This is a genomic window from Pseudomonas capeferrum (assembly GCF_000731675.1).
In the GTDB taxonomy this organism is placed as follows: Bacteria; Pseudomonadota; Gammaproteobacteria; order Pseudomonadales; family Pseudomonadaceae; genus Aquipseudomonas; species Aquipseudomonas capeferrum.
In genome coordinates this window covers 268154-294889 of the sequence record NZ_JMIT01000003.1, presented here as the reverse complement: position 1 = coordinate 294889, position 26736 = coordinate 268154, and the positions used below count along the sequence as shown (strand labels likewise).

Sequence of the window (26736 nt, the reverse complement as noted above, 5' to 3'; positions counted from 1 at the left end):
GCGGAGTAGGATGGCGCGAAGCGGTAAATGAGGTAACGAGGATTTCTATGTCAGACACGCTCAATTCAGTCCCCAAGGCGGTCGAGATCGTCAAGCGGGCCAACTGCTTCCAGGGCTTCTACAAGCTCGACAAGGTGCACCTGCGCCACGAACTGTTTGCCGGGGGCATGGGCCGCGAGATCAGCCGCGAACTGTTCGTGCGTCATGATGCGGTCTGTGTGCTGCCTTATGACCCGCTACGCGATGAAGTGGTGTTGATCGAGCAGTTTCGTGTCGGCGCCCTCGACAAGGTCGCCAACCCGTGGCTGATCGAGATGGTCGCCGGGCTGATCGACAAGGACGAGCAGCCTGAAGAGGTTGCACACCGCGAGGCAGAAGAAGAGGCCGGTTTGACCTTCAGCGCCTTGTGGCCGATGACCCGCTACTTCCCGTCGCCCGGTGGCAGTGACGAATACGTCCATCTGTTCCTTGGGCGTTGCACCAGCGAGGGCGCGGGCGGCCTGCATGGCCTGGAAGAAGAGGGCGAGGACATCCGCGTGCGCGTCTGGTCGTTCGAAGATGCCTTGCAGGCGGTGCGTGACGGCCGTATCTGCAACGCTGCGACGATCATTGGCCTGCAATGGCTGGCGCTCAACAGAGACGAAGTTCGAGGTATGTGGAAGTGAACCTGCTGCGCGAGCGATATCGGGTCGACTTGGTCGGGCTGCAAGCAGCCTGCGAGGCCAACTACGCCCGCTTGATGCGCTTGTTGCCTGACATGCGCACCACCCAGAGCTCGCGTCGTATCGGCATGACCCAAGGCGATCAGATGCTCGGTGTGCTGGTGCTCGATGTGGTGCTGGCCTGCCCGTATACCACCACGCTGCACGTGCGCCAGGAGCACAGCTTGCCGTGGCTGCCAGTGCCGCACCTGGAGGTTCAGGTGTACCACGATGCGCGCATGGCCGAGGTGGTCAGCGCCGAGCACGCGCGGCGCCTGCGCAGTATCTACCCGTACCCCAATGCAGGCATGCACCAGCCCGATGAAAAGGCGCAGCTCAACCTGTTCCTCGGCGAGTGGCTGAGCCACTGCCTGGCCTGTGGTCACGAATTGGCAAGCGTTCGCTGAAATGTGATGTGCGTCGGCTTCGGGTGTTTGCTCGCACCCGTTGCACAGCCATAATTCGTGCTGAATCCGTTCGAGGAGACGGCCGTTGCCGCACCTAGACCCAACCCGCCCCGTGCATGTGGTGCAACTCACCGATGCCCACCTGTTCGCCGACCCGGCCGGCACCCTGCTGGGTCTCAATACCCGGGACAGCCTGCGCCATGTGGTTGCCCAGGTGCAGCGCGAGCAACCGGCCATCGACCTGCTGCTGTGCACGGGGGACCTTTCCCAGGACGCCAGCGTGGCGTCGTATGAAGCGTTCCGCGAGTTGACCGCAGGGTTTGGCGTGGCGACGCGCTGGTTGCCGGGTAACCATGACGAAGCCAGGGTGATGGCCGACATCGCGCAAGGCACGGACCTGGTGCAAGCGGTTACCGATATCGGTGGCTGGCGCATCGTGATGCTCGATTCTGCGGTGGCCGGCGCGACCCATGGCCTGCTCGAAGAGGCTCAGCTGAGCCTGCTTGAGGGTGCATTGAAGACAGCGGGCGAGCGCCATTGCCTGGTGTGCTTCCATCATCAGCCGGTGGACATCGGCTGCGCCTGGATCGCCCCGATCGGCCTGCGCAATGCCCAGGCGCTGTTCGGCATCGTTGAACGTTATCCACAGGTGCGCGGGCTGCTTTGGGGGCATGTCCACCAGCCGTGGGATGAAATGCGCGAGGGGTTGCGCTTGCTGGCCACGCCGTCTACCTGCATTCAGTTCGCGGCGCACAGCGAGGACTTCAAGGTGAGCGAGGAACAGCCGGGCTATCGCTGGCTGCGTCTGCACGCCGACGGGCGGTTGGAGACTGGTGTAGAGCGGGCGCGGGACTTCGACGTGAAGCTGGACTTCGACAGCCCGGGGTATTGACGACCTTGGGGCTGCTGCGCAGCGGCCCTTCAGGTTGCCGAAGAAATTGTTGCGAAAACCCCGCCGCTGCGTCAAAACCCGGCGAACGCGCTACACTGCGCGTCCCTGCGCCTGCCAGATTGGGCGCGAAGCCACAGATTCCGGGGGCAGCATGTCGGGTTCCATCCTCTATATCCATGGCTTCAACAGCTCGCCGCTGTCGAAGAAGGCGCGCCAGCTCGAGGCCGTCATGCAGCAGCTGGGGTTGTCCGAGCGATTGCGCGTACCGGCCTTGCACCATCACCCGCGCCAGGCCATTGCCCAACTGCAAGGCGCTATTGCCGAGTTGGGCGCGCCCCTGCTGGTCGGCAGTTCGCTCGGCGGCTACTATGCCACCTATCTGGCCGAGCGCCATGGCCTCAAGGCCCTGCTGATCAACCCGGCAGTGGCACCGCATCGGTTGTTCGATGGCTACCTCGGCACCCAGCGCAACCTTTACACCGATGAGGCCTGGGAGCTGACTCACGATCACGTGCAGGCCCTGGCCGAGCTGGAAGTGCCCGCCCCCGTGGATGCCAACCGCTATCAAGTGTGGTTGCAGACCGCCGATGAAACCCTGGACTATCGCCACGCCGAGCGCTATTACCGTGCTTGTGCCCTGCGTATCCAGGCCGGTGGCGACCACAGCTTCCAGGGCTTCGTCGAGCACTTGCCGGCGATGCTGGCCTTCGCCGGTGTTGCCCCGAGTTTGTATGCGGCGCTCGACTTTTCTGTGCTCTGACTTTTGTACTCTGACCTTTTGCATTCACCTGACTGACGACGAGACCCCATGGCCAATCCCAGCGCTAGCGCCTATAACGCAGACGCCATCGAAGTCCTCTCGGGCCTTGATCCGGTCCGCAAGCGACCGGGCATGTACACCGATACCAGCCGACCGAACCACTTGGCCCAGGAGGTCATCGACAACAGCGTCGACGAAGCCCTGGCCGGTCACGCCCGTTCGGTGCAGGTCATCCTCCACGCCGACCACTCGCTGGAAGTCAGCGACGACGGCCGCGGCATGCCGGTGGACATTCACCCGGAAGAAGGCGTGTCCGGGGTCGAGCTGATCCTTACCAAGCTGCACGCGGGCGGCAAGTTCTCCAACAAGAACTACCAGTTCTCCGGCGGCCTGCACGGCGTCGGTATTTCGGTGGTCAACGCCCTGTCGACCCAGGTGCGCGTGCGCGTCAAGCGTGACGGCAACGAGTACCAGATGACCTTCGCCGATGGTTTCAAGGCCAGTGAACTGGAAGTGGTCGGCTCGGTCGGCAAGCGCAATACCGGCACCAGCGTGTACTTCAGCCCCGACCCGAAGTATTTCGATTCGCCTAAATTCTCCATCAGCCGCCTCAAGCATGTGCTCAAGGCCAAGGCCGTTCTGTGCCCGGGCCTGCTGGTCAGCTTCGAGGACAAGGGCAGCGGCGAGAAGGTCGAGTGGCACTACGAGGACGGCCTGCGTTCCTACCTGGTCGACTCGGTCAGCGAGTACCTGCGCCTGCCGGACGAGCCGTTCTGCGGCAGCCTGGCTGGCAACAAGGAAGCCGTGGACTGGGCCTTGCTGTGGCTGCCCGAGGGCGGTGACAGCGTTCAGGAAAGCTACGTCAACCTGATCCCCACCGCCCAGGGCGGCACCCACGTCAACGGCCTGCGCCAGGGCCTGCTGGACGCCATGCGCGAGTTCTGCGAATTCCGTAACCTGCTGCCGCGCGGCGTCAAGCTGGCGCCGGAAGACGTCTGGGAGCGCATCACCTTCGTGCTTTCGATGAAGATGCAGGAGCCGCAGTTCTCCGGGCAGACCAAAGAGCGCCTGTCGTCCCGTGAGGCGGCCGCGTTTGTTTCCGGTGTGGTCAAGGACGCCTTCAGCCTGTGGCTCAACGCACACCCCGAGCTGGGCATGCAGTTGGCTGAACTGGCCATCAGCAACGCCGGCCGTCGCCTCAAGGCCAGCAAGAAGGTCGAACGCAAACGCATCACCCAGGGCCCGGCGCTGCCAGGCAAGCTGGCGGATTGCGCAGGCCAGGACCCGATGCGCGCCGAGCTGTTCCTGGTCGAGGGTGACTCGGCCGGTGGCTCGGCCAAGCAGGCGCGGGACAAAGAGTTCCAGGCGATCCTGCCGCTGCGCGGCAAGATCCTCAACACCTGGGAAGTGGACGGCGGTGAAGTCCTGGCCAGCCAGGAGGTGCACAACATTGCCGTGGCCATCGGCGTCGACCCCGGCGCCGCCGACCTGTCGCAACTGCGCTATGGCAAGATCTGCATCCTCGCCGACGCCGACTCCGACGGCTTGCACATCGCCACCTTGCTGTGCGCGCTGTTCGTTCAGCACTTCCGCCCCCTGGTGGAGGCCGGTCATGTCTACGTGGCCATGCCGCCGCTCTACCGCATCGACCTGGGCAAGGAAATCTACTACGCCCTCGACGAAGCCGAGCGTGATGGCATCCTCGACCGCCTGGTGGCCGAGAAGAAGCGCGGCAAGCCGCAAGTCACGCGCTTCAAAGGGCTGGGCGAGATGAACCCGCCACAGCTGCGCGAAACCACCATGGACCCGAATACCCGGCGCCTGGTGCAGCTGACCCTGGAAGACGTCGAGGCCACCTGCGAGCTGATGGACAAGCTGCTGGCCAAGAAGCGTGCCGGTGATCGCAAGAGCTGGCTGGAAACCAAAGGCAACCTGGCCGAGGTCATGGTTTGATTCGGCTGCTACTTGCCGCTTGCCTTGCACTGTTTGCCTTGCCGAGTTTGGCGGGCAACTGGCCGCAGTTGAAGATGGCCGCCGAGCACCCGATCGAGGGTATGCGCGGCGGCAACCTGTCTGGCCTGGCCCAGTGCCGAGGTGCGCTATGGGGCGTTTCCGACCGTGACGACGACCGCGTTTACCGGTTCGATCAACAAAATGCCGTGTGGCGTGCCCAACCGCTGACCTTCATCCCTGCGCCGGTACCGGAGAGCGGTTTGCCGTGGGGGCTGAAGTCGCGCAACTGGGCGGCGTCCTATGTCCGCGGTGGTGAGCTGGACTTCGAAGGCATCACCTGTGACCAGGCCGGTAACCTTTACCTGGTCAGTGAGGCCCACGCTGCTGTCTTGCAGGTCCCCGTCGAAGGCGAGCCGGACTGGTTGAAGATCGACCCGGCCATGGTACGACAGGCCCGGGCCAGCGGCATGCTGCTGAACTTCAATGCCTTGTTCGAAGGCTTGGCGATCAACCCGGCGGGCGACCGCATCTGGCTTGCCGCCGAGCGCGAGCGCCGGGGGCTGGTGGCGATCGAGCGCCAGCAATCGTTGTGGACGTGCGGGCGCAGTTGCGTGCTGCTGAGCGAGGCCGGGGTCGAGATGCAACCGCCGCAGATGCCCAACGCGCGCGCGCTGTCGCGTGACTTCGCCGACCTGGCCTGGTTCGAGGGCAAGCTGTTTACCCTTGAGCGTAACGCCTACCGCATCTGTCGCCGCGACGCCGACAGCGGCAAGGTCGAGCGTTGCTGGTCGTTTGCCGCCGATGCGCTGGTGGATGCTCGCCGCTATGATCAGCCGTTCGGCCTGGCAGAAGCCCTGGTGATCGACGCCAAAGGCGCCTGGATTGGCCTGGACAACAACAATGGCCGCCGCGCCGATGGCGAGGTGCGGCCGATTGTCTGGCGCTTCGAAGCGCCAGAGGGCGGTTGGAGCGCCAAACCATGAGCCAGGCACCGGGCAAGCGTGCTGGCAAGGTACTGATGATCGTCGCCTGGGCGGCGGCGCTGTTCCTTGCCACGCGCTTTTTCGGTCAATGGGAAGATAGCCAGCGCAATCCCAATGCCCATGTGCGTTCCGAGCACGGCGAAGGCTTTATCGAGGTGCGCCTGCTGAGCAATGGCCAGGGGCATTTTGTGGTGAATGGCGCGATCAATGGCCAGGCGGTGCATTTCATGCTCGACACCGGGGCCACCGACGTGGCGATCCCCGAGGCCCTGGCCAGCGAGCTGGACCTGGCGCGAGGCAGCCCGGTGCTGCTCAGCACCGCAAATGGCCGCACCGAAGGCTACCGCACCCGCTTGAATACCCTGCAACTGGGCGATATCCGTTTACAGGGCGTGCGTGCAACCGTGGTGCCAGGCCTGGACGGCCAGACCGTGCTGCTGGGCATGAGCGCCCTGAAACAACTTGAATTTACCCAGCGCGGCGGCACCATGCTGTTGCGCCAGAACCTGAAATGACGAGGCCCGCATGAGCGACCCACTGGAACTCAGCCTCGACGGCGTCGAACGCCGCTCGCTGGCTGACTTCACCGAACAGGCCTACCTCAACTACTCCATGTACGTGATCATGGACCGGGCCCTGCCGCACATCGGCGACGGCCTGAAGCCGGTGCAGCGACGCATCATCTACGCCATGAGCGAGTTGGGGCTCGATGCCGATGCCAAGCACAAGAAGTCGGCGCGTACCGTCGGTGACGTGCTCGGCAAGTTCCACCCCCACGGCGACTCGGCCTGCTACGAAGCCATGGTGTTGATGGCGCAGCCGTTCAGCTATCGCTACACCCTGGTCGATGGCCAGGGCAACTGGGGTGCACCGGACGATCCGAAGTCGTTCGCTGCCATGCGTTACACCGAGGCGCGCCTGTCGCGCTACGCCGAAGTGTTGCTCAACGAAGTGGGCCAGGGCACCGTGGACTGGGTGCCGAACTTCGACGGCACCCTGCAGGAGCCCGCAGTACTGCCGGCGCGCCTGCCCAACATCCTGCTCAACGGCACCACCGGCATCGCCGTGGGCATGGCCACCGACGTGCCGCCGCACAACCTGCGTGAAGTGGCCAGTGCCTGCGTGCGCCTGCTGGACGAGCCCAAGGCTACCATCGAGCAGTTGTGCGAGCATATCCAGGGCCCGGACTACCCGACCGAAGCCGAAATCATCACGCCCCGCGCCGAGATCCTGAAGATCTACGAAAGCGGCCGCGGCTCGATCCGCATGCGTGCCGTTTATCGCGTCGAAGATGGCGACGTGGTGGTCACCGCACTGCCGCATCAGGTCTCCGGGGCCAAGGTGCTGGAGCAGATCGCCGCACAGATGCAGGCCAAGAAGCTGCCGATGGTGGCCGACCTGCGTGACGAGTCGGACCACGAGAACCCGTGCCGTATCGTCATCATCCCGCGCTCCAACCGGGTGGATGCCGACGAGCTGATGCAGCACCTGTTCGCCACCACCGACCTGGAAAGCAGCTACCGGGTCAACGTCAACATCATCGGCCTGGACGGCCGGCCGCAGTTGAAGAACCTGCGGGCACTGTTGCTGGAGTGGCTGGAGTTTCGTACCAACACCGTCCGGCGCCGCCTGCAGCACCGCCTGGACAAGGTGCAGAGGCGCCTGCACCTGCTCGAAGGCTTGCTGACTGCCTTCCTCAACCTGGATGAAGTGATTCATATCATCCGCACCGAGGAGCATCCCAAGCAGGCGCTGATCGAGCGTTTCGAGCTGACCGAAATCCAGGCTGACTACATCCTCGAGACCCGCCTGCGACAGCTGGCGCGCCTTGAAGAGATGAAAATTCGCGGCGAGCAGGACGAGCTGCTCAAGGAGCAGGCCAAGCTGCAGGCCCTGCTCGGCAGCGACGCCAAGCTGCGCAAGCTGGTGCGCAGCGAGCTGATCAAGGACGCCGAAACCTACGGCGACGACCGCCGCTCGCCGATCGTCGAGCGTGCAGAAGCCAAGGCGCTGTCGGAAAACGAGCTGATGCCGACCGAGCCGGTCACCGTTGTGCTGTCGGAAAAGGGCTGGGTGCGCTGCGCCAAGGGCCACGACATCGACGCCACCGGCCTTTCGTACAAAGCTGGCGATGGCTTCAAGGCCGCAGCCGCCGGGCGCTCCAACCAGTTTGCCGTATTGATCGACTCCACCGGCCGCAGTTACTCGGTGGCCGCGCATACCTTGCCGTCTGCGCGGGGGCAGGGCGAGCCGCTGACGGGCCGCCTGGCGCCGCCACCTGGGGCGACCTTCGAGTGCGTGCTGCTACCTGAGGACGATGCGCTGTATGTGGTGGCGTCGGATGCCGGTTACGGCTTCGTGGTCAAGGGCGAAGACCTGCAGGCCAAGAACAAGGCCGGCAAAGGCCTGCTCAGCCTGCCCAACGGCGCCAAGGTCATGACCCCGCGCCCGGTGGCCAACCGCGAGCAGGACTGGCTGGCGGCGGTCACCACCGAGGGCCGGCTGCTGGTGTTCAAGGTCAGCGACTTGCCACAGTTGGGCAAAGGCAAGGGCAACAAGATCATCGGCGTGCCTGGTGATCGGGTGGCCAGTCGTGAAGAATTTGTCACCGACCTTGCGGTAATCCCTGAAGGCGCAACCCTTGTATTGCAAGCCGGCAAGCGTACGCTATCGCTGAAAGCGGACGATCTGGAGCACTACAAGGGCGAACGGGGCCGGCGCGGCAGCAAGCTGCCACGCGGCTTCCAGCGCGTCGATGGGTTGCAGGTGGAAGGCCCGGCGTAAGCTGCTGAAATGTCTGGAACGGCAATTTCAGGGCCGTTCCGGGCAGAAATGCTGGAGTCGGACAGCTATTTCGCGGATGATATGGCCCTTGCGGTGCCGGCGTGGCCGTGTGCCCGATTGAATCTACATGAGTATCACTGCGGTCTGCCTGTGGCGACCGCCTGGATGGGATGATGAAACTTCTGCGCCTTCCATTTGCGCTGTTGATGACGGGCCTTCTGGGGCTGGGCGGATGCAGCATGCATCAGCCTGTGGCCTTGTACCAGCTCGACAGCGGTGATCCTGGCCAGCCGTCGCAAAGCGCGGGCATGGCCGTGGTGCTGGGCCCGGTATCGGTTGCCGATTACCTGCAACGCGAGACGTTCCTGCAGCGTCAGGCCGATGGCAGCCTGAGTTCGGCGACCGACGGTCGTTGGGCCGGCAGCCTCTCGTCGGACATTGACCAGTTGCTGGTTCGCCAGCTGGCCTGGCGCCTGGACAGCCAGCGCGTGGTGCTGGCCCCGGCGACCACCGGTTTCAGCCCGGACGTGCAAGTGTTGCTGTCGATTACCCGCCTGGACTCGGGCAAGGACCAACCGGCGATTCTGGACGCCCAATGGCGCCTGCTCGACCGTCGTGGCCATGTGCGTGACAACCGCATCGTTCACCTTGAGCAGCAGCATGAGGGCAGCGAAGCGTCGCAGGTGCAGGCTCAAGGGCAACTGCTGCAAAAGCTGGCCGAACAGCTGAGCACGGCGGTCAAGCCGCTGGCCAATCAGCCAGCCATTGCCGAAGAGGCGCCGAAGAAGCCCGCTGCGCCGGTACAGGTCAAGAAGGCACCCGAGAAGTCCAAGATCCCGATGGCTTCGCCGATTCGTACCGATATGGAAGTCTATCGGTTCTGATGGTTCCGCCTGATACAAAAAAGCCCGCATCGATGCGGGCTTTTTTGTATCAGCTGCGCGGGCCTTTGTAGGAGCGGCCTTGCGTCGCGAAAGGGCTGCGCAGCGGCCCCCGATTTCAGCGTCGACGCCACTATTGCTGGGGCCGCTGCGCGCCCCTTTCGCGACGCAAGGCCGCTCCTACAAGGGGCGCTGCGTAGTCCTTTCGCGACGCAAGGCCGCTCCTACAAGGGCAGCTGCGCGCCCCTTTCCGACCGGTCCGGCGCCCCGGCAAGGCGGCCTTTGTGTCAGGCCCGGCGCTCGTGCATCCGCGCCAATTGCCGCTCCAGCATCGACGGATACGGCTCCATCAACCGCTCTACACAGCAAGCGCCTTCCGGGCTGGCAATCGGGCGGATCCGCGCGCGTTGACGGATCAGCGCGTCATCACTGATCTGGCGCTCCACCAGCAGCAGGTTACGGCTGTGCTGCGACAGCGCCAGGGCATCCTGGGCTTTTTCGGCCATCAGCAGGTCAACCAGCTCCAACCCTTGCAGGTCATTACCCAGCGCCAGGCCCAGCTGCAGTTGCAGGGTAATGCCGCTGTCGGCCACTTCGATCTGCAAGGCATGGCCCAGCGCACGCAGTAACTCGCCACAGCAGATCGCGTTGGTCAGGTAGTCCTCGCCACAGTCGCGGCTGTGGAACAGCACCAGGGTGCTGCCGTCGTTAAGCGTGTGGGTTTCACCCTCATACAGCGAAGCGGCCTGTTCCAGGCAGTCGCGGTAGCGCTCGAGCAATTCGGTCAGGCGCGTGCGCGGCAGGCGGCGCAGTTGCTCCTGGGAGCCGAGCTGAACGGCCAGTACAGCGCTGTTCTGCGGCTCGTCCGAATCGTATGGCACATGCTTGGGCGCGCTTTCGTCGTTGTCCAGCAGCCCGGCAAAGGCATCGTCGTCCTCTTCGTCAACCTGGGCGACAACCTTGGCGCGCGGCGCAGTCTTAGGGGCCGGCGCGTGATCGTGCAGGTCGTCGAAGTCGTCTTCGTCGTCCTCTTCTTCCGGCTCTGGCTCAGGTGGCGGCGGCGGCGCCAGGCGAGTATGCAGCTGGCGGGCAATATCGCCGATCTCGTCCTGGCGGTCGGTGGCCGGCGTATAGGGCTGCGGGTCGCGCAGCCACACCCGCAACTGCAGCAGCGGTGTGGTGATATGGCGTGCCTGGCGCAGGCTCAGGCTCAGCGCCAGGGCCAGCAGGATGGCGGCGAGGATGCCCATGCTCTGCAGGCTGATCAGCATCGGCTGCTGGAACTGGCTCATGTCCAGGCTGATGCGCAGTTGCCCGGCCGTGACGTCCTGGAAGGTGATCTTGGTCTGGTACAGGCCTTCGGCTTCACCCAGCAGGCTATTGCGCGGACGCTGGCCAGCCTCGGCGAGGATGCGGTTGTCCACGCTGTAGATGGCCGCATGGGCCACCAGCGGGTTTTTCACCAGGTTGCCCAGCAGCACGTTGAGGCTGAGGATGTCGTTGGACACCAACAGCTCGGTGGCCGACGTGGCCGTCTGCGTGGTCAGGCTCTGGCCGAGCGCGTCGGCCTGCTCGTGCATGGCCTGCTTGAACTGCAGGCCCATCACACAGGCATAGATGACCAGTGCCAGTGCCACCAGGAATATGTTGGTGCAGGCGATGCGTAGCGCCAGAGGGACGCGACGTTGACTCAGGGCACGATAGATCATCAGGAAGAAGTTGTCTGGCTTGACGGGGGTGGGCCGGTTCACAGCGCTCGGCTCTTAATGGCATAAAAGTGTTGGGCAGTATAGCGACACCGGTTTTGTCGGCAAAGCATCGTTCGCGCCCGATGGTCACTGAAAATCGGTAGAATGCGCATTTTTCATCGAAGTCGGAGTCCGGTCTTGCGCGAAATCGTCCTGATCAACATCACAGGTGAAGACCGTCCAGGTCTCACTGCGGCCATCACTGGCGTCCTGCTGCAGGGCGGTGTGAGCATTCTCGACATCGGCCTGGCGGTCATGCACGGCACGTTGTCGTTCGGCATTCTGGTCGATATCCCGGACAACGAAGTGGCCACTCGCCTGCTGCAAAGCGTGCAGGCCAAGGCCCACGAACTGAATCTGCAGGCCCGTTACACGCCGATTTCCGAGGCGGATTACCAGCATTGGGCCGATGGCCACGGTGAGGCGCGTCATATCGTCACCCTGCTCAGCCGCAAGATCACCCCTGAGCAGTTGCAGCGCGTCAGTGCGGTCATCAGCCAGTACGGCCTGACCATCGAGCGCATCGAACGGCTGTCTGCCCGCGTGGGGCTGGATGCCGAGACCGAGAAGGGCAAGGCGGCCATCGAGATCTCCGTGCGCGGCGTGCCGAGCGATGCTCAGGCGTTGCGCGCAGACTTCTTCGCCCTGGCAGAAGCCTTGAGTGTCGACATCGCTTTCCAGAAGGACGACTTGTTCCGTCGCAACCGCCGCCTGGCGGTATTCGACATGGACTCGACCCTGATCGAGGCCGAAGTCATCGACGAGCTGGCCAAGGCCGCTGGCGTTGGCGAGCAGGTGGCAGCGATCACCGAGCGGGCGATGCGTGGCGAGCTGGACTTCCGCGCCAGCTTCAAGGAGCGCATGGCGTTGCTCAAAGGCCTGGATGTAGGGGTGCTGGATGAGATCGGTGCGTCGCTGCGCCTGACCGAAGGTGCCGAGAACCTGTTCGCCGAGCTCAAGCGCCTGGGTTACAAGACTGCGATCCTGTCCGGTGGCTTCACGTACTTCGCCAAGCAGGTGCAGGCGCGCCTGGGTATCGACTATGTGTTCGCCAATGAGCTGGAAGTGGTCGACGGCAAGGTGACCGGCGTTGCCGTGGAGCCGATTGTCGATGCTCAGCGCAAGGCTGAACTGCTGCAGCAACTGGCCAGCGAAGAAGGCTTGCAACTGGACCAGACCATCGCCGTGGGGGATGGCGCCAACGACCTGCCAATGTTGTCGCTGGCCGGCCTGGGCGTGGCCTTCCGCGCCAAGCCGCTGGTGCGTCAATCGGCCAAGCAGGCGATTTCCACCCTGGGGCTGGATGGGGTGCTGTACCTGTTGGGCCTGCGCGATCGCGACGCCCGCGGTTGATCTGAACGACCGGGGCTGCACAGCAGCCCCAGCTTCTACAAGGCGATCAAGCCTGCGCAGGCGCTGCCAACTGCTGGCCCATGCGCACTGCCGACCCAGCACCCAGGCTTTCAGCCCACTTCACCTGCTCTGGCCCGAACAGCACGATGGCGGTCGAGCCCAGTTTGAAGCGGCCCAGCTCGGCACCTTTTTCCAGGTGGATCGGCGCACGGCTGGCTTCGTCGTAACGGAAGGTCTTCAACTCACGCTTGGGCGGCGTTACCAGGCCGGCCCAGACCGTCTCGATCGAAGCAACGATCATCGCACCTACCAGCACCACGGCCATCGGGCCGCGTTCGGTGTCGAACAGGCAGACGACGCGCTCGTTACGGGCAAACAGCTCGGGCACGTTTTCGGCCGTGGTCTGGTTCACCGAGAACAGGCGGCCCGGTACGTACACCATCTCGCGCAGGGTGCCGGCCAGCGGCATGTGCACGCGGTGGTAATCCTTCGGCGACAGGTAAATGGTGGCGAATTCGCCGCCCATGAACGGCGCGGCCAGGGCCGGGTCGCCACCCAGCAGCTCCAGGGCGCTGTAGCCGTGGCCCTTGGCCTGGAAGATGCGGCCGTGCTCGATCGGGCCAAGCTGGCTGACAGCACCGTCGGCTGGGCACAGGATGGCGCCGGGGGTTTCGTCCAGCGGACGGGCGCCGGGCTTCAAGGCACGGGTGAAGAACGCGTTGAAGTGTTCGTAAGCGCTCAAGTCCTCGACCAGGGCCTCGGACATGTTCACCTGGTAGCGCTTGGCAAACCAGGCGGTGAAGGCGTTTTTGAACCAGCGTGCACGGCACTCGGCAATGCAGCCGGCCAGCCGCGACAGCAGGTGGTGCGGCAGCAGGTACTGGCTGATGATGAACAAACGGGATTTCATGCAGGTTCCTTAAACTTCAACAGGCGTGTCCGGGTGGTTGCCCCATTCGCTCCACGAGCCAGCGTAGGCCTTGACGCGTGGGTAACCGAGGGCTTTGGCCACCAGGTAGGTGAAACCGGAGCGGCGGTGGCTCTGACAATGGGTGATCACTTCCTTGTCGGGCGTGATGCCCAGCTTTTGCAGGACTTCGGCGATGTCGTTGCGGATGCGCAAGTGGTCGTTGAGGTCCATGCCGGCCGTCCACTCGAAGTTGACCGCGCCGGGGATGTGGCCGCCTTTGGCTGCCAGCACCTTCTCGCCGCTGTACTCCAGCGGGCCGCGGGCGTCCCAGATGACCAGGTCATCGGCGCCCAGGCGGCTTTGCAGGTACTCGCGGGTGGCCGTTGGCTCACTGTGCACCTGCAGGCGCACGGTGGCATTGCCGCTGGCCGGCACGTCGGTGGAGAGCGTGTCCGCCGGCCAGGCCTGAATGCCGCCATTGAGGTAGTGGTAGGCCTTGTGGCCGATCACGTCGAGCAACCAGATGAAGCGCCCGGCCCAGCCGCCGCCTTCATCGTCATAGACCACGTAGACGGCATCGTCGCGATGACCGAGCTCGCTGAACAGTTTTTCCAGGTCGGCCAGTGCCGGCAGCAGGCCCGGCGCTGGTGGCAGGCCCAGCTGAGTGCGCTTGCCTTCGACGAAGCGGGCGCCGGGGACGTGCCCGCTGACATAACGGTTCGCGCTGCTCAAGTCGACCAGGATCAAGTGCGGCGAACCCAGGCGCGGCAAGAGATCCGCGGCTTCGATCACCAGGGGCAGGCCGGAAAAGTCAGTCATCCACGGTCTCCAGTGTGGAAAGAGGGGCGATTGTAGCGCAAGGCTCAGCCCTTGCGGTTGGCAAACACGGACAGCGCGCGCTCGATGCATTGCGCGGTTTTACCAAAGGCTTGCACGCTGATATCGGCCAGAGGGTTGCCGCCTTGGTCGGCCACCGCCAGCATCATGACCTGGTCGTTGACTGCCAGCGAGCGCAGCAGCAGGTGCTCGCTCCGGAAGAGGGCGCGCAGCGGTGCAGGCAGCAGGGCCGAGAACTGGCCGTGGTTTTCCGGGGTCAGGCGCAGTTGCCCGGCCTTGCTCATCAGTTTTTGCAGCAGCTTGCTTTGCGGCACTTGCAAGGCCATGGCAGCGGCTTCCTTGGGCAGGCCGGCGGTCTGCTGTACGCGCAGGTAGTCGGTCGCCTTGTCTAGGGTCAGCAGCATGATGCGCTGCATGCCGCAGGCCAGCAGGGCCTCGCGGGCCTGGGTGGCCAGGTGCACGGTATTGGTGAACGGGCTTGGCTGCGCCAGCAGGTCCTGGCACAGCGTGCGCCAGCGGTTCAGTTCTTCACTGCTGGGCGGCGGTGGCGCCAGCATGCCTGGGTGCGGGCGGCGTTGCTGCCAGGGCCAGATCAGCGCTTCGGCCGGGTGGAACAGTGCCTGGTGGGCATGGCGCCGGGCGCTGGCCGCCGCTTGTTGGTGAACCTGCTGCTGCACGTCATCCAGCGACGTCTGCAGGTACAGCGCGGTCAGCAACTGCCAGCGCAGCAGGTGCGGGTTGTCCCAGCCCACCTGCGCCGCCAGGGCCAGGCCGTTGGCCAGCAGCGCGGTATTGGCCGGCTGGTTGAACCAGCGGCGCAGGCCGGGCTCCTCATCCAGGCGGTGTTGCTGGCTCAGCACGTCCTGATCGCGGGCAATGTTGAACACCTGCGCCAGTTGCTCGCGTTCATCCAGCAGCATGCGGTAGCCCTGGGTCACCCATTGCGGCAGGCGCCAGTACTCGGCCATGGTCTGGCACAGCGCCATGATGCGCACACCGAACAGTTCCTGCTCCACCTCGGCGGCTTTCTCACCCTTGTGGATAACCCGCAGCTCCCAGGTGTCGAGCAGCTTCGGGTAGGCCAGTGCCAGCGGCCAGAGTGGGGCGAGGAACAGCAGGCTGCCCCAGTGGATTTCTTGCCACAAGCGCGCCAGGCGGCTGGCGAACAGGCCGCTGGCCTGCTGCGAGGCGTGCTGGCTGATCAGCTGGAACTGGCCCAGTACCGGCGGGACCTCGTCGGCTGGCAGCGAGGGCAGGCGCTTGAGCAACTGCTCGATACGCGTCAGGCCCAGCCGGTTCAGGGCAATTTCCAGGCTCTCGGCGGGCTCGGCCTGGCTGGCGTTGGTCGGGTGATTGGCCTCACGCATGACCGAAAGCACCAGTGCCGGGCTATCCTGCATCAGTTCGGCGATATCGCGCAGGGAGCGGCGGCTGTCGTTTATGGCCGCCAATACCCGGTCGTAACTCTGTTTCGGCACAGGTATGCGAACACTCTCCAGCAGCTTTACCCAGGCCTCTAACGTACGTGGCGGCTGAGCGGGCACCTTGGTTTCAATTGGCATTTTGACATCAGTCCGAACTGGCTTTTCGCTTTGAGTGGCTATAGTCTGGCGCAGTTCTGCCGATAAGTAGAAGAAGAGTTTTAACGCTCCCGTCTCTCACCCTGACCACGACAGCAAGTGCTTTGAACCTATGGCTAAAATTATCGGCATCATCGTCGTATTCGCGAGCGTGCTCGGCGGATACGTGCTCTCCCACGGCAAGATCGCGGCGCTGATCCAGCCGTTCGAAGTACTGATCATCGGCGGTGCGGCCTTCGGTGCATTCTTGCAGGCCAACCCTGGCCACATGACTATGCACGTCATCAAGAAGTCGATGAAGATGTTCGGCTCGCGCTTCACCCACGCCTATTACCTGGAGGTGCTGGGCCTGGTGTACGAGATCCTCAACAAGAGCCGTCGTGAAGGCATGATGGCCATCGAGAGTGATATCGAGGACGCCGCGGCCAGCCCCATCTTCGCCAAGTACCCCACCGTACTGGCTGATGAGCGCATGACCGCGTTCGTCTGCGACTACTTGCGCATCATGTCCACCGGCAACATGGCCCCGCACGAGCTCGAAGGCTTGTTCGACATGGAGCTGCTGAGCATGAAGGAAGAGCTCGAACACCCCTCCCATGCGGTGAACGGCATTGCCGACGGCATGCCGGGCTTCGGTATCGTTGCGGCGGTACTCGGCATCGTGGTGACCATGGCCTCGCTCGGCGAGGGCGACCAGGCGGCCATCGGCATGCACGTGGGTGCGGCACTGGTCGGTACCTTCTTCGGTATCCTGGCGGCCTATGGCTTCTTCGGCCCGTTGGCCAAGTGCCTGGAGCACGATGCCAAGGAAGAGATCAACCTGTACGAGTCGATCAAGGCCTCGCTGGTCGCGTCGGCCTCGGGCATGCCACCGTCCCTGGCTGTCGAGTTCGGTCGCAAGGTGCTTTACCCCAAGCATCGCCCAAGTTTTGCCGAGCTGGAACAAGCGGTTCGCGGTCGCTGAGTCATGGAGAACAATCAGCCGATAATCATCAAGCGCGTCAAGCGCTTCGGCGGCGGCCACCATGGCGGCGCCTGGAAAATCGCCTTTGCCGACTTCGCCACGGCGATGATGGCGTTTTTCCTGGTGCTCTGGCTGTTGTCCACAGCCACGCCTGAGCAGAAGATCGCCATTGCCGGCTATTTCAAGGACCCGATCGGCTTTTCCGAGAGTGGCACGCCCTACGTCATCGACCTGGGCGGTTCGCCCGAGATGGCACCGGAGAAGACTATCAACCCTGAAGTGAAGTCCGAACCGACGCCTGAATCCAGCGTTCAGCTGAGCAAGGACCAGGTCGAGACCATGGCCGAGCAGGTCGAACGCGAGCGCCTCGAGTTGTTGCTGCAGGAGCTGCAGAACAAGGTCGAGGAAAACCCGCAACTGCAGAAGTTCAAGGACCAGATTCTGTTCGAGATCACTCAGGACGGCTTGCGTATCCAGATCATGGATGCCGAGAACCGGCCGATGTTCGACATCGGCAGTGCGCGCTTGCAGCCGTATTTCGAGGACATCCTGCTGGCCATGGCCGACACCATCAAGGCGGTGCCGAACAAGATCAGCATCAGTGGCCACACTGATGCCAAGCCGTTTGCTGGCACCGGTGAGTTCGGCAACTGGGAACTGTCGGCCAACCGTGCCAACGCGGCGCGGCGCGCGCTGGTCGCTGGCGGCTATCCGGACGAGCAAGTGGCCCGGGTGGTGGGTTACGCCTCGTCGTCGTTGTTCGACCGCAAGGACCCGTTCAACCCGGTCAACCGGCGCATCGACATCATCGTGCTGACCAAGAAGGCCCAGCGCAACATCGAGGGTGAACAGGCAGCGCCCGAAACGCCGCCGGCCGAGCCAGCAGCACCTGCCGACACCGCACCGGGCGCCTCGGCCCCGGCTGTACCAGAGGCCGAGCAGGCACCGATGCAGCCGCGTGAGCTGCGCGAGAAGCTGAACATCTTCGAAGATGGGGCGCTGAAGCTGGACGACGCCAAAGAGCAGTAACCCCTCGCGCAGCCGCTCCGATAGACAAACAGTTATCGCATTGATAGCTGTGCCTCTGTGGGGGCGGGCTTGCCCCGCGAGCACCGGCGAAGCCGGTGCCAGCCATCACATGGCCCTCAAAACCCTCGGCGGATCTTGGCCTTGAGATCGGCATGAAAGAAATCGGCATTATCCCTGTCAGCACCCAACCCTCGCCCTGGCGGCAGTGTCATGGCCCGCTCGAACGTGCGCTCGTCATGATAGGCCCGCACGAACAGGTCGATATGCGCCCGCTCACGCATGCACGGCCACCTGCCCAGGCATTCCGGTAGTGGCGCGGGCCCTTTGCGATAGAAGCTGATCCGCCGGCAGGCCATTGCCGCAGCCCCAAGCAGCCAAGCAGTCCACCAGTCTTCGGCAGCGTCGGCGGGCAGCACCCCGACCCAATGAGTAGCATCGCTCATCTGCTGGCAAAAACTGCCATGCAGGTCATCGCGGGTATGCCCTTCGCTGTCAAGCTGTACCACTTGGGTGGCGATGCCTTCGAGCAGCAGGCGCTCATTGAGGATGAACGCATCGAGCCGCTCTTCGTGGCGGTAGCTGATAAGAACCGGCATGGCGGTTGCCCTCCCTGATAGAAGGCATGACCATCAGCGAAAGCAGTAGAAGGGGCAATAGATGACGGTAAAACCGGAGCAGTCCTACATGCCCCGGTAATACTTCCTACAATAAAGGCTAATCAGTAGCTGTCTTCCGGCAGGCTGGCGATGATCGAGCGGTAGCTGTTCATGCGCTGCTGCTTGATACGGCCATCGTCCAAGGCCTGGAGCAGTGCGCAGCCTGGCTCGCGGTCATGTTTGCAATCGCGGAAGCGGCAGGTGCCGAACAGGTCGCGAAACTCGATGAAACCGTCTTCCACGTCATCGCGGCTGACATGGCCCAGGCCAAATTCGCGAATGCCCGGCGAGTCGATCAGGTCGCCGCCGTTGGGGAAGTGGTACAGGCGCGCGGTAGTGGTGGTGTGCGTGCCCTGGCCCGACCACTCGGACAGGTCACCGACGCGGGTGTCGGCGGCAGGCAGCAGGCTGTTGACCAGGGACGACTTGCCCACGCCCGACTGGCCGACGAATACGCTGATGTGCCCGTCCAGCATCTGTTGCAGGCGTTGCATGCCATCACCCTGGTGGGCAGAAACCTCCAGCAAGGGGTAGCCGAGGTCGCGATAGACTTCGAGCAGCGCATGCAGGGCCGGGCCGTTCTCGTCGTTGATCAGGTCGGCCTTGTTCAGCAGCAGCAGCGGACGGATGCCGGCATGCTCGGCGGCTACCAGGTAGCGGTCGATCAGGTTCGGGTGTGGCTCGGGCGCTGGCGCGAAGACGATCACGATCAGGTCGACGTTGGCCGCGACCGGCTTGAGCTGGCCGTGGTTGTTCGGCCGGCACAGTTCGGTGCTGCGCGGCATCTGCGCGACGATCACGCCGATGCCTTGGTTACCTGCACGCCAGACCACACGGTCGCCTGTGACCAGTGCAGGCAGGTTGGCCCGCAGGTGGCAACGGAACACCTGGCCGGCCGTATCGCCGTCCTGGGCCTCGACCTCGACCTGCACACCAAAGTGGGCAATCACCAGGCCCAGTTGTTCTGGCCCCAGGTCGCCGCCCTCCAGTTCATGCAGCGTGTGCTGCTCGCGTTTGGCGGCGCGAGCGGCGCGCTCGTTCTGGATTTTTTCGATACGCCAGTTTTGGCGACGATTGAGCTGGCGTTTGGCCATGAAGGTTCCGTGCTGGGACAGATTGAAAACGGCAGGCAGTTTAGCACGCCGGGCGCTCGACCATTGGGCTTACCTTTGCGCCGCGCATGCGCCGGCCGCCCCCGCTAGGCTACTATGACGGCCTATACGAGGAGCCCCTGCATGCACAACCCACAGAACCTGATCTGGATCGACCTGGAAATGACCGGCCTGGATCCGGACAGCGACGTCATCATCGAGATGGCCACGATTGTCACCGACAGCGATCTGAACACCCTGGCCGAAGGCCCGGTGATCGCCATTCACCACAGTGACGAAGTGCTGGCGCGCATGGACGAGTGGAACACCCGTACCCACGGCGGCTCGGGCCTGACCCAGCGTGTGCGCGAAAGCCGCGTCAGCATGGCCGAGGCCGAGGCGCAGACCATCGCCTTCCTCGAGCAGTGGGTGCCCAAAGGCAAGTCGCCCATCTGCGGCAACAGCATCTGCCAGGACCGCCGTTTCCTTTATCGCCATATGCGCAACCTGGAAAACTACTTCCATTACCGCAACCTCGACGTCTCGACCCTCAAGGAGCTGGCCGCACGCTGGGCGCCGAATGTTCGCGACAGCTTCAAGAAGGGCGGCACCCACCTGGCGCTGGACGATATCCGCGAGTCGATCGCCGAGTTGCGCCACTACCGCGAGCACTTCATCAAGGTGTGAGCTGAAAGGGCGCAGATATTGTGTCTGCGCCCTCTTTTGGTGCCTCGGGCAACTGGTTAGACTGCGCGCCTTTCTCGCACGGACTCGCACCATGTTGTTGATGCTCTACCTCATTGCCATCACCGCTGAAGCCATGACCGGTGCCTTGTCTGCCGGCCGCCGCGGCATGGACTGGTTTGGCGTGGTGCTGATTGCCTGCGTCACCGCCCTGGGCGGTGGCTCGGTGCGTGACGTGCTGCTTGGGCACTACCCGCTGACCTGGGTCAAGCACCCGGAGTACCTGGTACTGACCAGCTGTGCGGCACTGCTGACGATTTTCATCGCACCGATGATGCGCCGCCTGCGTTCATTGTTCCTGGTGCTCGATGCCCTGGGGTTGGTGGCGTTTACCTTGATCGGTTGCATGACGGCGCTGGAGATGGGGCAGGGCATGCTGGTGGCGTCGATCAGCGGGGTAATCACCGGGGTATTCGGTGGGATCTTGCGCGATATCTTCTGTAACGACATCCCGCTGGTGTTCCGCCGGGAGCTGTATGCCAGCGTGTCGTTTGCGGCGGCATGGTTCTATCTGGGCTGCGTGCACTTTCAGCTGCCGGCGGAGCAGGCGACGTTGCTGACCTTGTTTGGCGGGTTTCTGCTGCGTTTGCTGGCGATCAGGTTTCATTGGGAAATGCCCAAGTTTCATTACAACGACCAGCAGTGAGGGGCCTCGCCCGCCTGACCCCGCCTACACCTGTCCGTGACGCGCCAGCGCCCACTCGACATGCTCACGCACCAGTGCCGACGGGTCATCCCGTCGGGCCTTCAAGGCCTCCAGCACCGGAATCGTCGAAGGGGCATTGCCCAACCCCACCGCCAGGTTTCGCAGCCAGCGTTCATACCCCGCCCGCCGCAATGGCCCGCCTTCGGTCTTGCGCAAAAAAGTCTTTTCATCCCACAGGAACATCTCGGCCAACTCGGCATTCTCCAGCCCATGCCGGGGTTGGAAGTCACTCTCCTGGGTGGGCCGGGCAAAGCGGTTCCACGGGCAGACGATCTGGCAGTCATCGCAGCCGAACACTCGATTGCCCATCATCGAACGCAACTCGACGGGAATCGCACCCTTCAGCTCGATGGTCAGGTACGAGATGCAGCGCCTGGCATCCAGCACATAGGGGCCGACAAAGGCCTGGGTCGGGCAGATGTCCAGGCACGCCTGGCAGCGCCCGCAGTGCTCGCTGGTATGTGCTTCGTCCACCGGCAGCGGCAGGTCGACGAACAGCTCGGCAAGGAAGAAGTAGCTACCGGCCTTGCGATTGAGCAGCAGGGTGTTCTTGCCGATCCAACCCAGCCCAGCTTGCTCGGCAATCGCCTTTTCCAGCACCGGGGCGCTGTCGACGAACGCCCGGTAACCGAACGGGCCAATGTCTTCCTGGATGCGATCGGCCAGGTGCTGCACGCGTTTGCGCACCAGCTTGTGGTAGTCGCGGCCAAGGGCGTAGCGCGATACGTAGGCCTTTTCTGGCTGGGCCAGGCGTTGCGCCATCTGCGTGTCGCCTGGCAAGTAGTCCATGCGCAGCGACACCACCCGTACCGTGCCGGGGATCAACTGGTCAGGGTGGGCACGCTTGCCGTCGTGAGCGGCCAGGTACTCCATTTCGCCCTGGTAGCCAGCGTCGAGCCAGCGTTGCAGGTGCTGTTCGTGCTCGCCAAGGTCCACACCGGCGATGCCGACGTGGGCAAAACCGAGTTCTCGGCCCCAATTCTTGATCGATTGGGCCAGTGCGGCGAGGTCAAGTGTGCAAGCGGACATGGATGGGCAAGGCAATACGGGCTCAGGTGCGTATAATTCTGCCAGACATTGGAGCCTTTGACCCCATGCCCCAGACCAAACACCCAGGTAGTGCCCCGCAACTGCTCAGTAGCGTGACCGTCGCGCACCTGCCGGCAAGGCAGGCGCATGCCCATAAAGGTGACTTTGGCCATGTGCTGGTGGTCGGTGGCGACCTCGGTACCGGCGGCGCGGTGCTGCTCAGTGCCGAGGCGGCGCTGCGCTGTGGCGCGGGCCTGGTCAGCGTGGCAACGCGGCCGGAACATGTCGGTGCGAGCCTGGCCCGCCTGCCAGAAACCATGTGCCTGGGCGTGAGTTCGGCCAATCAGTTGATGGGCGTGCTGGAGCGCGCCTCGGTGCTGGTGGTCGGCCCGGGGCTGGGGCAGGGCGCATGGGGCCGCAGCCTGCTGTCGGCAGTGGCCAATGCCGCGCGCCCGCAGGTGTGGGATGCCGATGCGTTGAACTTGCTGGCGCGCACGCCGCTGGCCCTGCCCAGTGGCAGCATCCTGACCCCGCACCCTGGGGAGGCGGCGCGGTTGCTGGGGATTTCCACCGAGGCCGTTCAGGCCGACCGACCGGGCGCTGCTCGCAAGCTCGCCCGCCGCTATGCCAGCGTCTGCGTGCTCAAGGGCGCCGGCACCCTGGTGGCCGACCCTGGTGGGCAACTGGCGCGCTGTGACCGTGGCCACCCGGCCATGGCCGGTGCTGGTCTGGGCGACGTCCTCACCGGCGTGCTGGCGGCGCTGCTGGCTCAGGGCATGGCGGCCTGGCCGGCGGCCTGCCTGGGTGTCTGGCTGCATGCCTGTGCGGGCGAGCGCCTGGGCGTCAAGGGTAGAGGCTTGGCAGCCAGTGATCTGGCGCCGGTCATTCGTGAGTTGTTGGAGGAGCATTCTGCGTGTCTGGCTTAACCTTGTTTTTGGCCGATGAAGCGGCCATGGTCGCGTTTGGTGCGCGGCTTGCCGAAGTGACCGGCGGTCACGGCGTGATTTTTCTCGAAGGTGACCTGGGGGCTGGCAAGACCACGCTCTCGCGTGGCCTGATCCGCGGCCTGGGCCATACTGGTGCAGTCAAGAGCCCGACCTTCACCGTGGTCGAGCCTTACGAGATCGGAGACGTGCGCGCTTTCCATTTCGACCTGTATCGCCTGGTCGATCCGGAGGAGTTGGAGTACATGGGCATTCGTGACTACTTCGATGGCGATGCGTTGTGCCTGTTCGAGTGGCCAGAAAAGGGTGCGGGCGTTTTGCCAAAGCCTGACCTGACCATTACCATAAGCCCCCAAGCGCGCGGACGCTCGCTGAACCTTTCGCCGCAGGGGGCTCGCGGCGAGGCCTGGTGCGTGGCACTGGGCAAACACTAAAAACAGAAAGTGGGGTAGGTATGCGCATACGCGCACTGGTCGCCATCGTTGGTCTGCTGCTGACAACGGTGACCGTTGAGGCTCTGGCCGTCACACAAGTCAAGAGCGTGCGCCTGTGGCGCGCGCCGGACAACACGCGGCTGGTCTTCGACCTGTCTGGCCCCGTGCAGCACAGCGTCTTCACCCTCAGCGCACCTGATCGCCTGGTCATCGACATCAATGGCGCGACCCTGGCCGCGCCGTTGAACGTGGCCACGTCCAATACACCGATCAGCAGCGTGCGTTCGGCCCAGCGCACGCCTACCGACCTGCGCGTGGTGGTCGACCTGAAAAAGTCGGTCACACCCAAGAGCTTCACCCTCGCGCCCAATGCCCAGTACGGTAACCGCCTGGTGGTCGACCTGTACGACCAGGAGGCCGATGCCGTCGCCGCCAGCGCGCCGACCCCACCGCCTGTGCCAGTACAAACGCCTGCGACCACGCCGGCCGTGCCGGTGAGCCCGGCCCAACCGGCCATCAAGCTGCCACCGGTGCCTAGTGGCAAGCGTGACATCGTGGTCGCCATCGATGCCGGTCACGGCGGTGAAGACCCGGGCGCCTCTGGCTCGCGCGGGCAGCACGAAAAAGACATCGTGCTGCAGATCGCCAAGGAACTGCAGCGCCAGATCAACAGCGAGAAGGGCTTCCGCGCCGAGCTGACCCGTACCGGTGACTATTTCATCCCGTTGCGCAAACGCACCGAAATCGCCCGCAAGAAGGGCGCCGACCTGTTCGTCTCGATCCACGCCGACGCCGCGCCATCCAGGGCCGCCTTCGGTGCGTCGGTATTCGCCTTGTCCGACCGTGGCGCCACGTCCGAGACCGCGCGCTGGCTGGCCGACACGGAAAACCGCTCCGACCTGATCGGCGGTGCCGGCAACGTCAGCCTCGACGACAAGGACCGCATGCTGGCTGGCGTGTTGCTCGACCTGTCGATGACCGCCACCCTCAGCTCCAGCCTCAATGTCGGGCAGAAGGTACTGGGCAACATGGGCCGCGTCACTTCCCTGCACAAGCAGCGGGTGGAACAGGCGGGCTTCATGGTGTTGAAGTCGCCAGATATTCCGTCGATCCTCGTTGAAACAGGGTTTATCTCCAACGCTAACGAGGCGGCCAAACTGGCTACCCGCAGCCACCAGCAGGCCCTGGCGCGCTCGATCCACACCGGCGTGCGGCAGTTCTTCCAGCAGAATCCGCCGCCCGGCACCTACATCGCCTGGCTGCGTGATACCGGCAAGATCGCTGCCGGCCCACGTGAGCACACCGTGCGCCCTGGCGAAACCCTGGCCATGCTTGCGGTTCGCTATCAGGTCAGTGTGGCCAGCTTGCGCAGCACCAACAGCCTCAAGACCGATGAGCTGAAGGTCGGCCAGCGTCTCGATGTGCCAGCCACCACCCTGGCTTCGCAGCAATGAATGGTGGCTCGCGCATCCAGCTGCTAAGCCCGCGGCTGGCTAACCAGATTGCCGCCGGGGAGGTGGTCGAGCGCCCGGCTTCGGTGGCCAAGGAGCTGCTGGAGAACAGCCTCGACTCCGGTGCCCGGCGCATCGATGTCGAAGTCGAGCAGGGTGGGGTCAAGTTGCTGCGCGTGCGCGACGATGGCGGCGGGATCTCCGCCGACGACCTGCCGTTGGCCCTGGCCCGTCACGCCACCAGCAAGATCCGCGAGCTGGAAGACCTCGAAGGCGTGCTGAGCCTCGGTTTCAGGGGGGAGGCCCTGGCCTCGATCAGCTCGGTGGCGCGCCTGACCCTGACGTCACGCACGGCCAGTGCCGGCGAGGCCTGGCAGGTCGAGACCGAAGGCCGCGACATGACCCCGCGCGTGCAGCCTGCCGCGCACCCGGTCGGTACATCGGTCGAGGTGCGCGACCTGTTCTTCAACACCCCGGCGCGGCGCAAGTTCCTCAAGGCCGAGAAGACCGAATTCGACCACCTGCAGGAAGTCATCCGCCGCCTGGCCCTTGCCCGCTTCGATGTCGGCTTCCACCTGCGCCACAACGGCAAGAGCATCCTCAGCCTGCACGAGGCCCATGATGAAACCGCGCGTGCGCGGCGGGTCGGCGCCATTTGCGGGCCTGGCTTCATGGAGCAGGCGCTGCCCATCGATGTCGAGCGCAACGGCCTACGCCTGTGGGGCTGGGTAGGGCTGCCGACCTTCTCGCGTAGCCAGGCCGACCTGCAGTACTTCTTCGTCAACGGACGGGCGGTGCGCGACAAGCTGGTGGCCCACGCTGTGCGCCAGGCGTACCGGGACGTGCTGTTCAACGGTCGGCACCCGACCTTCGTGCTGTTCCTGGAGCTTGAGCCTAACGGCGTCGACGTCAACGTGCACCCGACCAAGCACGAAGTGCGCTTTCGCGAAGGGCGTTCGGTGCACGACTTCCTTTACGGTACCTTGCACCGTGCCCTGGCCGATGTGCGCCCGGAAGACCAGTTGGCCGCGCCCGCCGCCGTTGCCGAAATCGTTCGCCCCAGTGGCCAACAGGCCGGTGAATTCGGGCCTCAGGGTGAGATGCGCCTGGCCTCGCCGGTGCTCGAACAGCCTCGGGCACCTCAGTTTTCGATTTCCAATGGTGGCAGTGGCGCGGGCTATCAGTCCCAGTACAGCCCGCGCCCGTCCCAGCCGTTGCCGGCAGCCGAGTCGCAAGCCGTCTATCGCGAGTTCTACAAGCCGCTGGCCGACGTCGCCGAGACGCCGTCGTCGCTGCCCGAAAGCCAGGGTGATATTCCACCGCTGGGCTACGCCCTGGCCCAGCTCAAGGGCATCTATATTCTGGCCGAGAACGCCGTCGGCCTGGTGCTGGTGGACATGCACGCTGCGCATGAGCGGATCATGTACGAGCGGCTCAAGGTGGCCATGGCCAGCGAAGGCTTGAGCGGTCAGCCACTGCTGGTGCCCGAATCGCTGGCGATGAGCCAGCGCGAAGCTGACTGCGCCGAGGAACACGCCCAGTGGTTCCAGCGCCTGGGCTTCGAGCTGCAGCGCCTGGGCCCCGAGACTTTGGCGATCCGGCAGATCCCGGCGTTGCTCAAGCAGGCCGAGGCCAACCGCCTGGTACAGGATGTGCTCGCCGACCTGATGGAATACGGCACCAGCGACCGCATTCAGGCGCACCTCAACGAATTGCTCGGCACCATGGCCTGCCACGGCGCCGTGCGCGCCAACCGGCGCCTGGCCATCCCCGAGATGAACGCACTGCTGCGCGACATGGAAAGCACCGAGCGCAGCGGCCAGTGCAATCATGGCCGCCCGACCTGGACCCAAATGGGCCTGGACGATCTGGACAAACTTTTCCTGCGCGGTCGATGAC

25 protein-coding genes are annotated in these 26736 nt (G+C 64.3%); 18 read left to right on the top strand and 7 right to left on the bottom strand.

Annotated elements, in window-relative coordinates:
* The first annotated feature begins 47 nt into the window (after positions 1-47).
* The 9 genes from PC358_RS19040 to PC358_RS19000 all read left to right on the top strand — a co-directional run bounded on the left by PC358_RS19040 (position 48) and on the right by PC358_RS19000 (position 9364).
* Complete coding sequence (locus PC358_RS19040; RefSeq protein WP_033701837.1) at positions 48-665, top strand: NUDIX domain-containing protein; 618 nt, start codon at positions 48-50, stop codon at positions 663-665.
* Positions 656-1108 carry a DUF1249 domain-containing protein gene (locus tag PC358_RS19035; protein ID WP_027592506.1) on the top strand — a complete coding sequence of 151 codons (453 nt, stop codon included), beginning with the start codon at positions 656-658 and terminating at the stop codon, positions 1106-1108. The genes PC358_RS19040 and PC358_RS19035 overlap by 10 nt, the downstream gene beginning before the upstream one ends.
* 85 nt (positions 1109-1193) lie before the next feature.
* Positions 1194-2000, top strand: a complete 807-nt coding sequence (gene cpdA, locus PC358_RS19030; protein ID WP_033701836.1) for a 3',5'-cyclic-AMP phosphodiesterase — start codon at positions 1194-1196, stop codon at positions 1998-2000.
* Positions 2001-2151: 151 nt separating this feature from the next.
* Complete coding sequence (locus PC358_RS19025) at positions 2152-2760, top strand: YqiA/YcfP family alpha/beta fold hydrolase (protein WP_033701835.1); 609 nt, start codon at positions 2152-2154, stop codon at positions 2758-2760.
* A gap of 48 nt (positions 2761-2808) precedes the next feature.
* Positions 2809-4713, top strand: a complete 1905-nt coding sequence (gene parE, locus PC358_RS19020; protein WP_033701834.1) for a DNA topoisomerase IV subunit B — start codon at positions 2809-2811, stop codon at positions 4711-4713.
* Positions 4710-5696: an esterase-like activity of phytase family protein gene (locus PC358_RS19015; RefSeq protein WP_033701833.1), complete on the top strand. Its 987-nt coding sequence runs from the start codon at positions 4710-4712 to the stop codon at positions 5694-5696. Before parE ends, PC358_RS19015 begins: the two co-directional genes overlap by 4 nt.
* A complete protein-coding gene (locus PC358_RS19010; protein WP_033701832.1) occupies positions 5693-6211 on the top strand; it encodes a retropepsin-like aspartic protease family protein in 519 nt (172 codons plus the stop codon). Before PC358_RS19015 ends, PC358_RS19010 begins: the two co-directional genes overlap by 4 nt.
* A 10-nt stretch (positions 6212-6221) precedes the next feature.
* Positions 6222-8480: a DNA topoisomerase IV subunit A gene (gene parC / locus PC358_RS19005; protein ID WP_033701831.1), complete on the top strand. Its 2259-nt coding sequence runs from the start codon at positions 6222-6224 to the stop codon at positions 8478-8480.
* 173 nt (positions 8481-8653) lie between these two features.
* A complete protein-coding gene (locus tag PC358_RS19000) occupies positions 8654-9364 on the top strand; it encodes a PqiC family protein (RefSeq protein ID WP_033701830.1) in 711 nt (236 codons plus the stop codon).
* Between the two features lie 284 nt (positions 9365-9648).
* Here PC358_RS19000 and PC358_RS18995 read toward each other — a convergent pair whose 3' ends face one another.
* A complete protein-coding gene (locus PC358_RS18995) occupies positions 9649-11112 on the bottom strand; it encodes an AhpA/YtjB family protein (protein WP_033701829.1) in 1464 nt (487 codons plus the stop codon).
* Between the two features lie 135 nt (positions 11113-11247).
* On the opposite strand from PC358_RS18995, the gene serB reads away from it, so the two are divergent.
* Positions 11248-12462 (top strand): phosphoserine phosphatase SerB, encoded by a 1215-nt coding sequence (gene serB, locus PC358_RS18990; RefSeq protein WP_033701828.1) that lies wholly within the window; start codon positions 11248-11250, stop codon positions 12460-12462.
* Positions 12463-12508: 46 nt separating this feature from the next.
* Here the strand turns inward: serB and asd are convergent, their stop codons facing one another.
* The 3 genes from asd to PC358_RS18975 are packed head-to-tail and all read right to left on the bottom strand — an operon-like array spanning position 12509 to position 15771.
* Complete coding sequence (gene asd / locus PC358_RS18985) at positions 12509-13372, bottom strand: archaetidylserine decarboxylase (RefSeq protein WP_033701827.1); 864 nt, start codon at positions 13370-13372, stop codon at positions 12509-12511.
* A gap of 9 nt (positions 13373-13381) precedes the next feature.
* Positions 13382-14191, bottom strand: a complete 810-nt coding sequence (locus PC358_RS18980; protein WP_033701826.1) for a rhodanese-like domain-containing protein — start codon at positions 14189-14191, stop codon at positions 13382-13384.
* A gap of 44 nt (positions 14192-14235) precedes the next feature.
* Complete coding sequence (locus PC358_RS18975) at positions 14236-15771, bottom strand: HDOD domain-containing protein (RefSeq protein WP_033701824.1); 1536 nt, start codon at positions 15769-15771, stop codon at positions 14236-14238.
* A 130-nt stretch (positions 15772-15901) separates the two neighbouring features.
* On the opposite strand from PC358_RS18975, the gene motA reads away from it, so the two are divergent.
* Together motA and motB are read left to right on the top strand one after the other, a co-directional pair.
* The gene (gene motA / locus PC358_RS18970; RefSeq protein WP_033701822.1) at positions 15902-16753 is read left to right on the top strand and encodes a flagellar motor stator protein MotA; all 852 of its coding nucleotides are present in this window, start codon (positions 15902-15904) and stop codon (positions 16751-16753) included.
* Positions 16754-16756: 3 nt separating this feature from the next.
* Positions 16757-17782 carry a flagellar motor protein MotB gene (motB, locus tag PC358_RS18965; RefSeq protein WP_033701821.1) on the top strand — a complete coding sequence of 342 codons (1026 nt, stop codon included), beginning with the start codon at positions 16757-16759 and terminating at the stop codon, positions 17780-17782.
* A 116-nt stretch (positions 17783-17898) separates the two neighbouring features.
* Here the strand turns inward: motB and PC358_RS18960 are convergent, their stop codons facing one another.
* Positions 17899-18378 (bottom strand): molecular chaperone Tir, encoded by a 480-nt coding sequence (locus tag PC358_RS18960; RefSeq protein WP_033701820.1) that lies wholly within the window; start codon positions 18376-18378, stop codon positions 17899-17901.
* Positions 18379-18500: 122 nt separating this feature from the next.
* Positions 18501-19532, bottom strand: a complete 1032-nt coding sequence (gene rsgA, locus PC358_RS18955; RefSeq protein ID WP_033701819.1) for a small ribosomal subunit biogenesis GTPase RsgA — start codon at positions 19530-19532, stop codon at positions 18501-18503.
* Between the two features lie 141 nt (positions 19533-19673).
* Between rsgA and orn the strand changes: the two genes are divergently transcribed.
* Positions 19674-20216 carry an oligoribonuclease gene (gene orn, locus PC358_RS18950; protein WP_033701818.1) on the top strand — a complete coding sequence of 181 codons (543 nt, stop codon included), beginning with the start codon at positions 19674-19676 and terminating at the stop codon, positions 20214-20216.
* 91 nt (positions 20217-20307) lie between these two features.
* Complete coding sequence (locus PC358_RS18945) at positions 20308-20919, top strand: trimeric intracellular cation channel family protein (protein ID WP_033701817.1); 612 nt, start codon at positions 20308-20310, stop codon at positions 20917-20919.
* Positions 20920-20943: 24 nt separating this feature from the next.
* On the opposite strand, the gene queG is transcribed toward PC358_RS18945, so the two are convergent.
* Positions 20944-22008: a tRNA epoxyqueuosine(34) reductase QueG gene (queG, locus tag PC358_RS18940; protein WP_033701816.1), complete on the bottom strand. Its 1065-nt coding sequence runs from the start codon at positions 22006-22008 to the stop codon at positions 20944-20946.
* Between the two features lie 65 nt (positions 22009-22073).
* On the opposite strand from queG, the gene PC358_RS18935 reads away from it, so the two are divergent.
* Genes PC358_RS18935 through mutL form a run of 4 tightly spaced genes read left to right on the top strand, consistent with a single transcriptional unit; the run spans position 22074 to position 26735 of the window.
* The gene (locus PC358_RS18935) at positions 22074-22934 is read left to right on the top strand and encodes an NAD(P)H-hydrate dehydratase (protein ID WP_033701814.1); all 861 of its coding nucleotides are present in this window, start codon (positions 22074-22076) and stop codon (positions 22932-22934) included.
* Positions 22922-23386, top strand: a complete 465-nt coding sequence (gene tsaE / locus PC358_RS18930) for a tRNA (adenosine(37)-N6)-threonylcarbamoyltransferase complex ATPase subunit type 1 TsaE (protein WP_033701813.1) — start codon at positions 22922-22924, stop codon at positions 23384-23386. The genes PC358_RS18935 and tsaE overlap by 13 nt, the downstream gene beginning before the upstream one ends.
* Before the next feature lie 20 nt (positions 23387-23406).
* Positions 23407-24840 (top strand): N-acetylmuramoyl-L-alanine amidase, encoded by a 1434-nt coding sequence (locus tag PC358_RS18925; protein WP_033701812.1) that lies wholly within the window; start codon positions 23407-23409, stop codon positions 24838-24840.
* Positions 24837-26735 carry a DNA mismatch repair endonuclease MutL gene (gene mutL / locus PC358_RS18920; protein WP_033701811.1) on the top strand — a complete coding sequence of 633 codons (1899 nt, stop codon included), beginning with the start codon at positions 24837-24839 and terminating at the stop codon, positions 26733-26735. The genes PC358_RS18925 and mutL overlap by 4 nt, the downstream gene beginning before the upstream one ends.
* The last annotated feature ends 1 nt before the right edge of the window (position 26736 follow it).

What these genes read in the sequence shown, in the direction of transcription:
- PC358_RS19000 (WP_033701830.1), top strand. Translation starts at nt 8,654, where the DNA reads ATGAAACTTCTGCGCCTTCCATTTGCGCTGTTGATGACGGGCCTTCTG.
- orn (WP_033701818.1), top strand. Translation starts at nt 19,674, where the DNA reads ATGCACAACCCACAGAACCTGATCTGGATCGACCTGGAAATGACCGGC.
- PC358_RS19010 (WP_033701832.1), top strand. Translation starts at nt 5,693, where the DNA reads ATGAGCCAGGCACCGGGCAAGCGTGCTGGCAAGGTACTGATGATCGTC.
- queG (WP_033701816.1), bottom strand. Translation starts at nt 22,008, where the DNA reads ATGTCCGCTTGCACACTTGACCTCGCCGCACTGGCCCAATCGATCAAG.
- motB (WP_033701821.1), top strand. Translation starts at nt 16,757, where the DNA reads ATGGAGAACAATCAGCCGATAATCATCAAGCGCGTCAAGCGCTTCGGC.
- PC358_RS18945 (WP_033701817.1), top strand. Translation starts at nt 20,308, where the DNA reads ATGTTGTTGATGCTCTACCTCATTGCCATCACCGCTGAAGCCATGACC.
- rsgA (WP_033701819.1), bottom strand. Translation starts at nt 19,532, where the DNA reads ATGGCCAAACGCCAGCTCAATCGTCGCCAAAACTGGCGTATCGAAAAA.
- PC358_RS18935 (WP_033701814.1), top strand. Translation starts at nt 22,074, where the DNA reads ATGCCCCAGACCAAACACCCAGGTAGTGCCCCGCAACTGCTCAGTAGC.
- mutL (WP_033701811.1), top strand. Translation starts at nt 24,837, where the DNA reads ATGAATGGTGGCTCGCGCATCCAGCTGCTAAGCCCGCGGCTGGCTAAC.
- PC358_RS19040 (WP_033701837.1), top strand. Translation starts at nt 48, where the DNA reads ATGTCAGACACGCTCAATTCAGTCCCCAAGGCGGTCGAGATCGTCAAG.
- parE (WP_033701834.1), top strand. Translation starts at nt 2,809, where the DNA reads ATGGCCAATCCCAGCGCTAGCGCCTATAACGCAGACGCCATCGAAGTC.
- parC (WP_033701831.1), top strand. Translation starts at nt 6,222, where the DNA reads ATGAGCGACCCACTGGAACTCAGCCTCGACGGCGTCGAACGCCGCTCG.
- asd (WP_033701827.1), bottom strand. Translation starts at nt 13,372, where the DNA reads ATGAAATCCCGTTTGTTCATCATCAGCCAGTACCTGCTGCCGCACCAC.
- PC358_RS18960 (WP_033701820.1), bottom strand. Translation starts at nt 18,378, where the DNA reads ATGCCGGTTCTTATCAGCTACCGCCACGAAGAGCGGCTCGATGCGTTC.
- PC358_RS18925 (WP_033701812.1), top strand. Translation starts at nt 23,407, where the DNA reads ATGCGCATACGCGCACTGGTCGCCATCGTTGGTCTGCTGCTGACAACG.
- motA (WP_033701822.1), top strand. Translation starts at nt 15,902, where the DNA reads ATGGCTAAAATTATCGGCATCATCGTCGTATTCGCGAGCGTGCTCGGC.
- PC358_RS18980 (WP_033701826.1), bottom strand. Translation starts at nt 14,191, where the DNA reads ATGACTGACTTTTCCGGCCTGCCCCTGGTGATCGAAGCCGCGGATCTC.
- PC358_RS18975 (WP_033701824.1), bottom strand. Translation starts at nt 15,771, where the DNA reads ATGCCAATTGAAACCAAGGTGCCCGCTCAGCCGCCACGTACGTTAGAG.
- PC358_RS19025 (WP_033701835.1), top strand. Translation starts at nt 2,152, where the DNA reads ATGTCGGGTTCCATCCTCTATATCCATGGCTTCAACAGCTCGCCGCTG.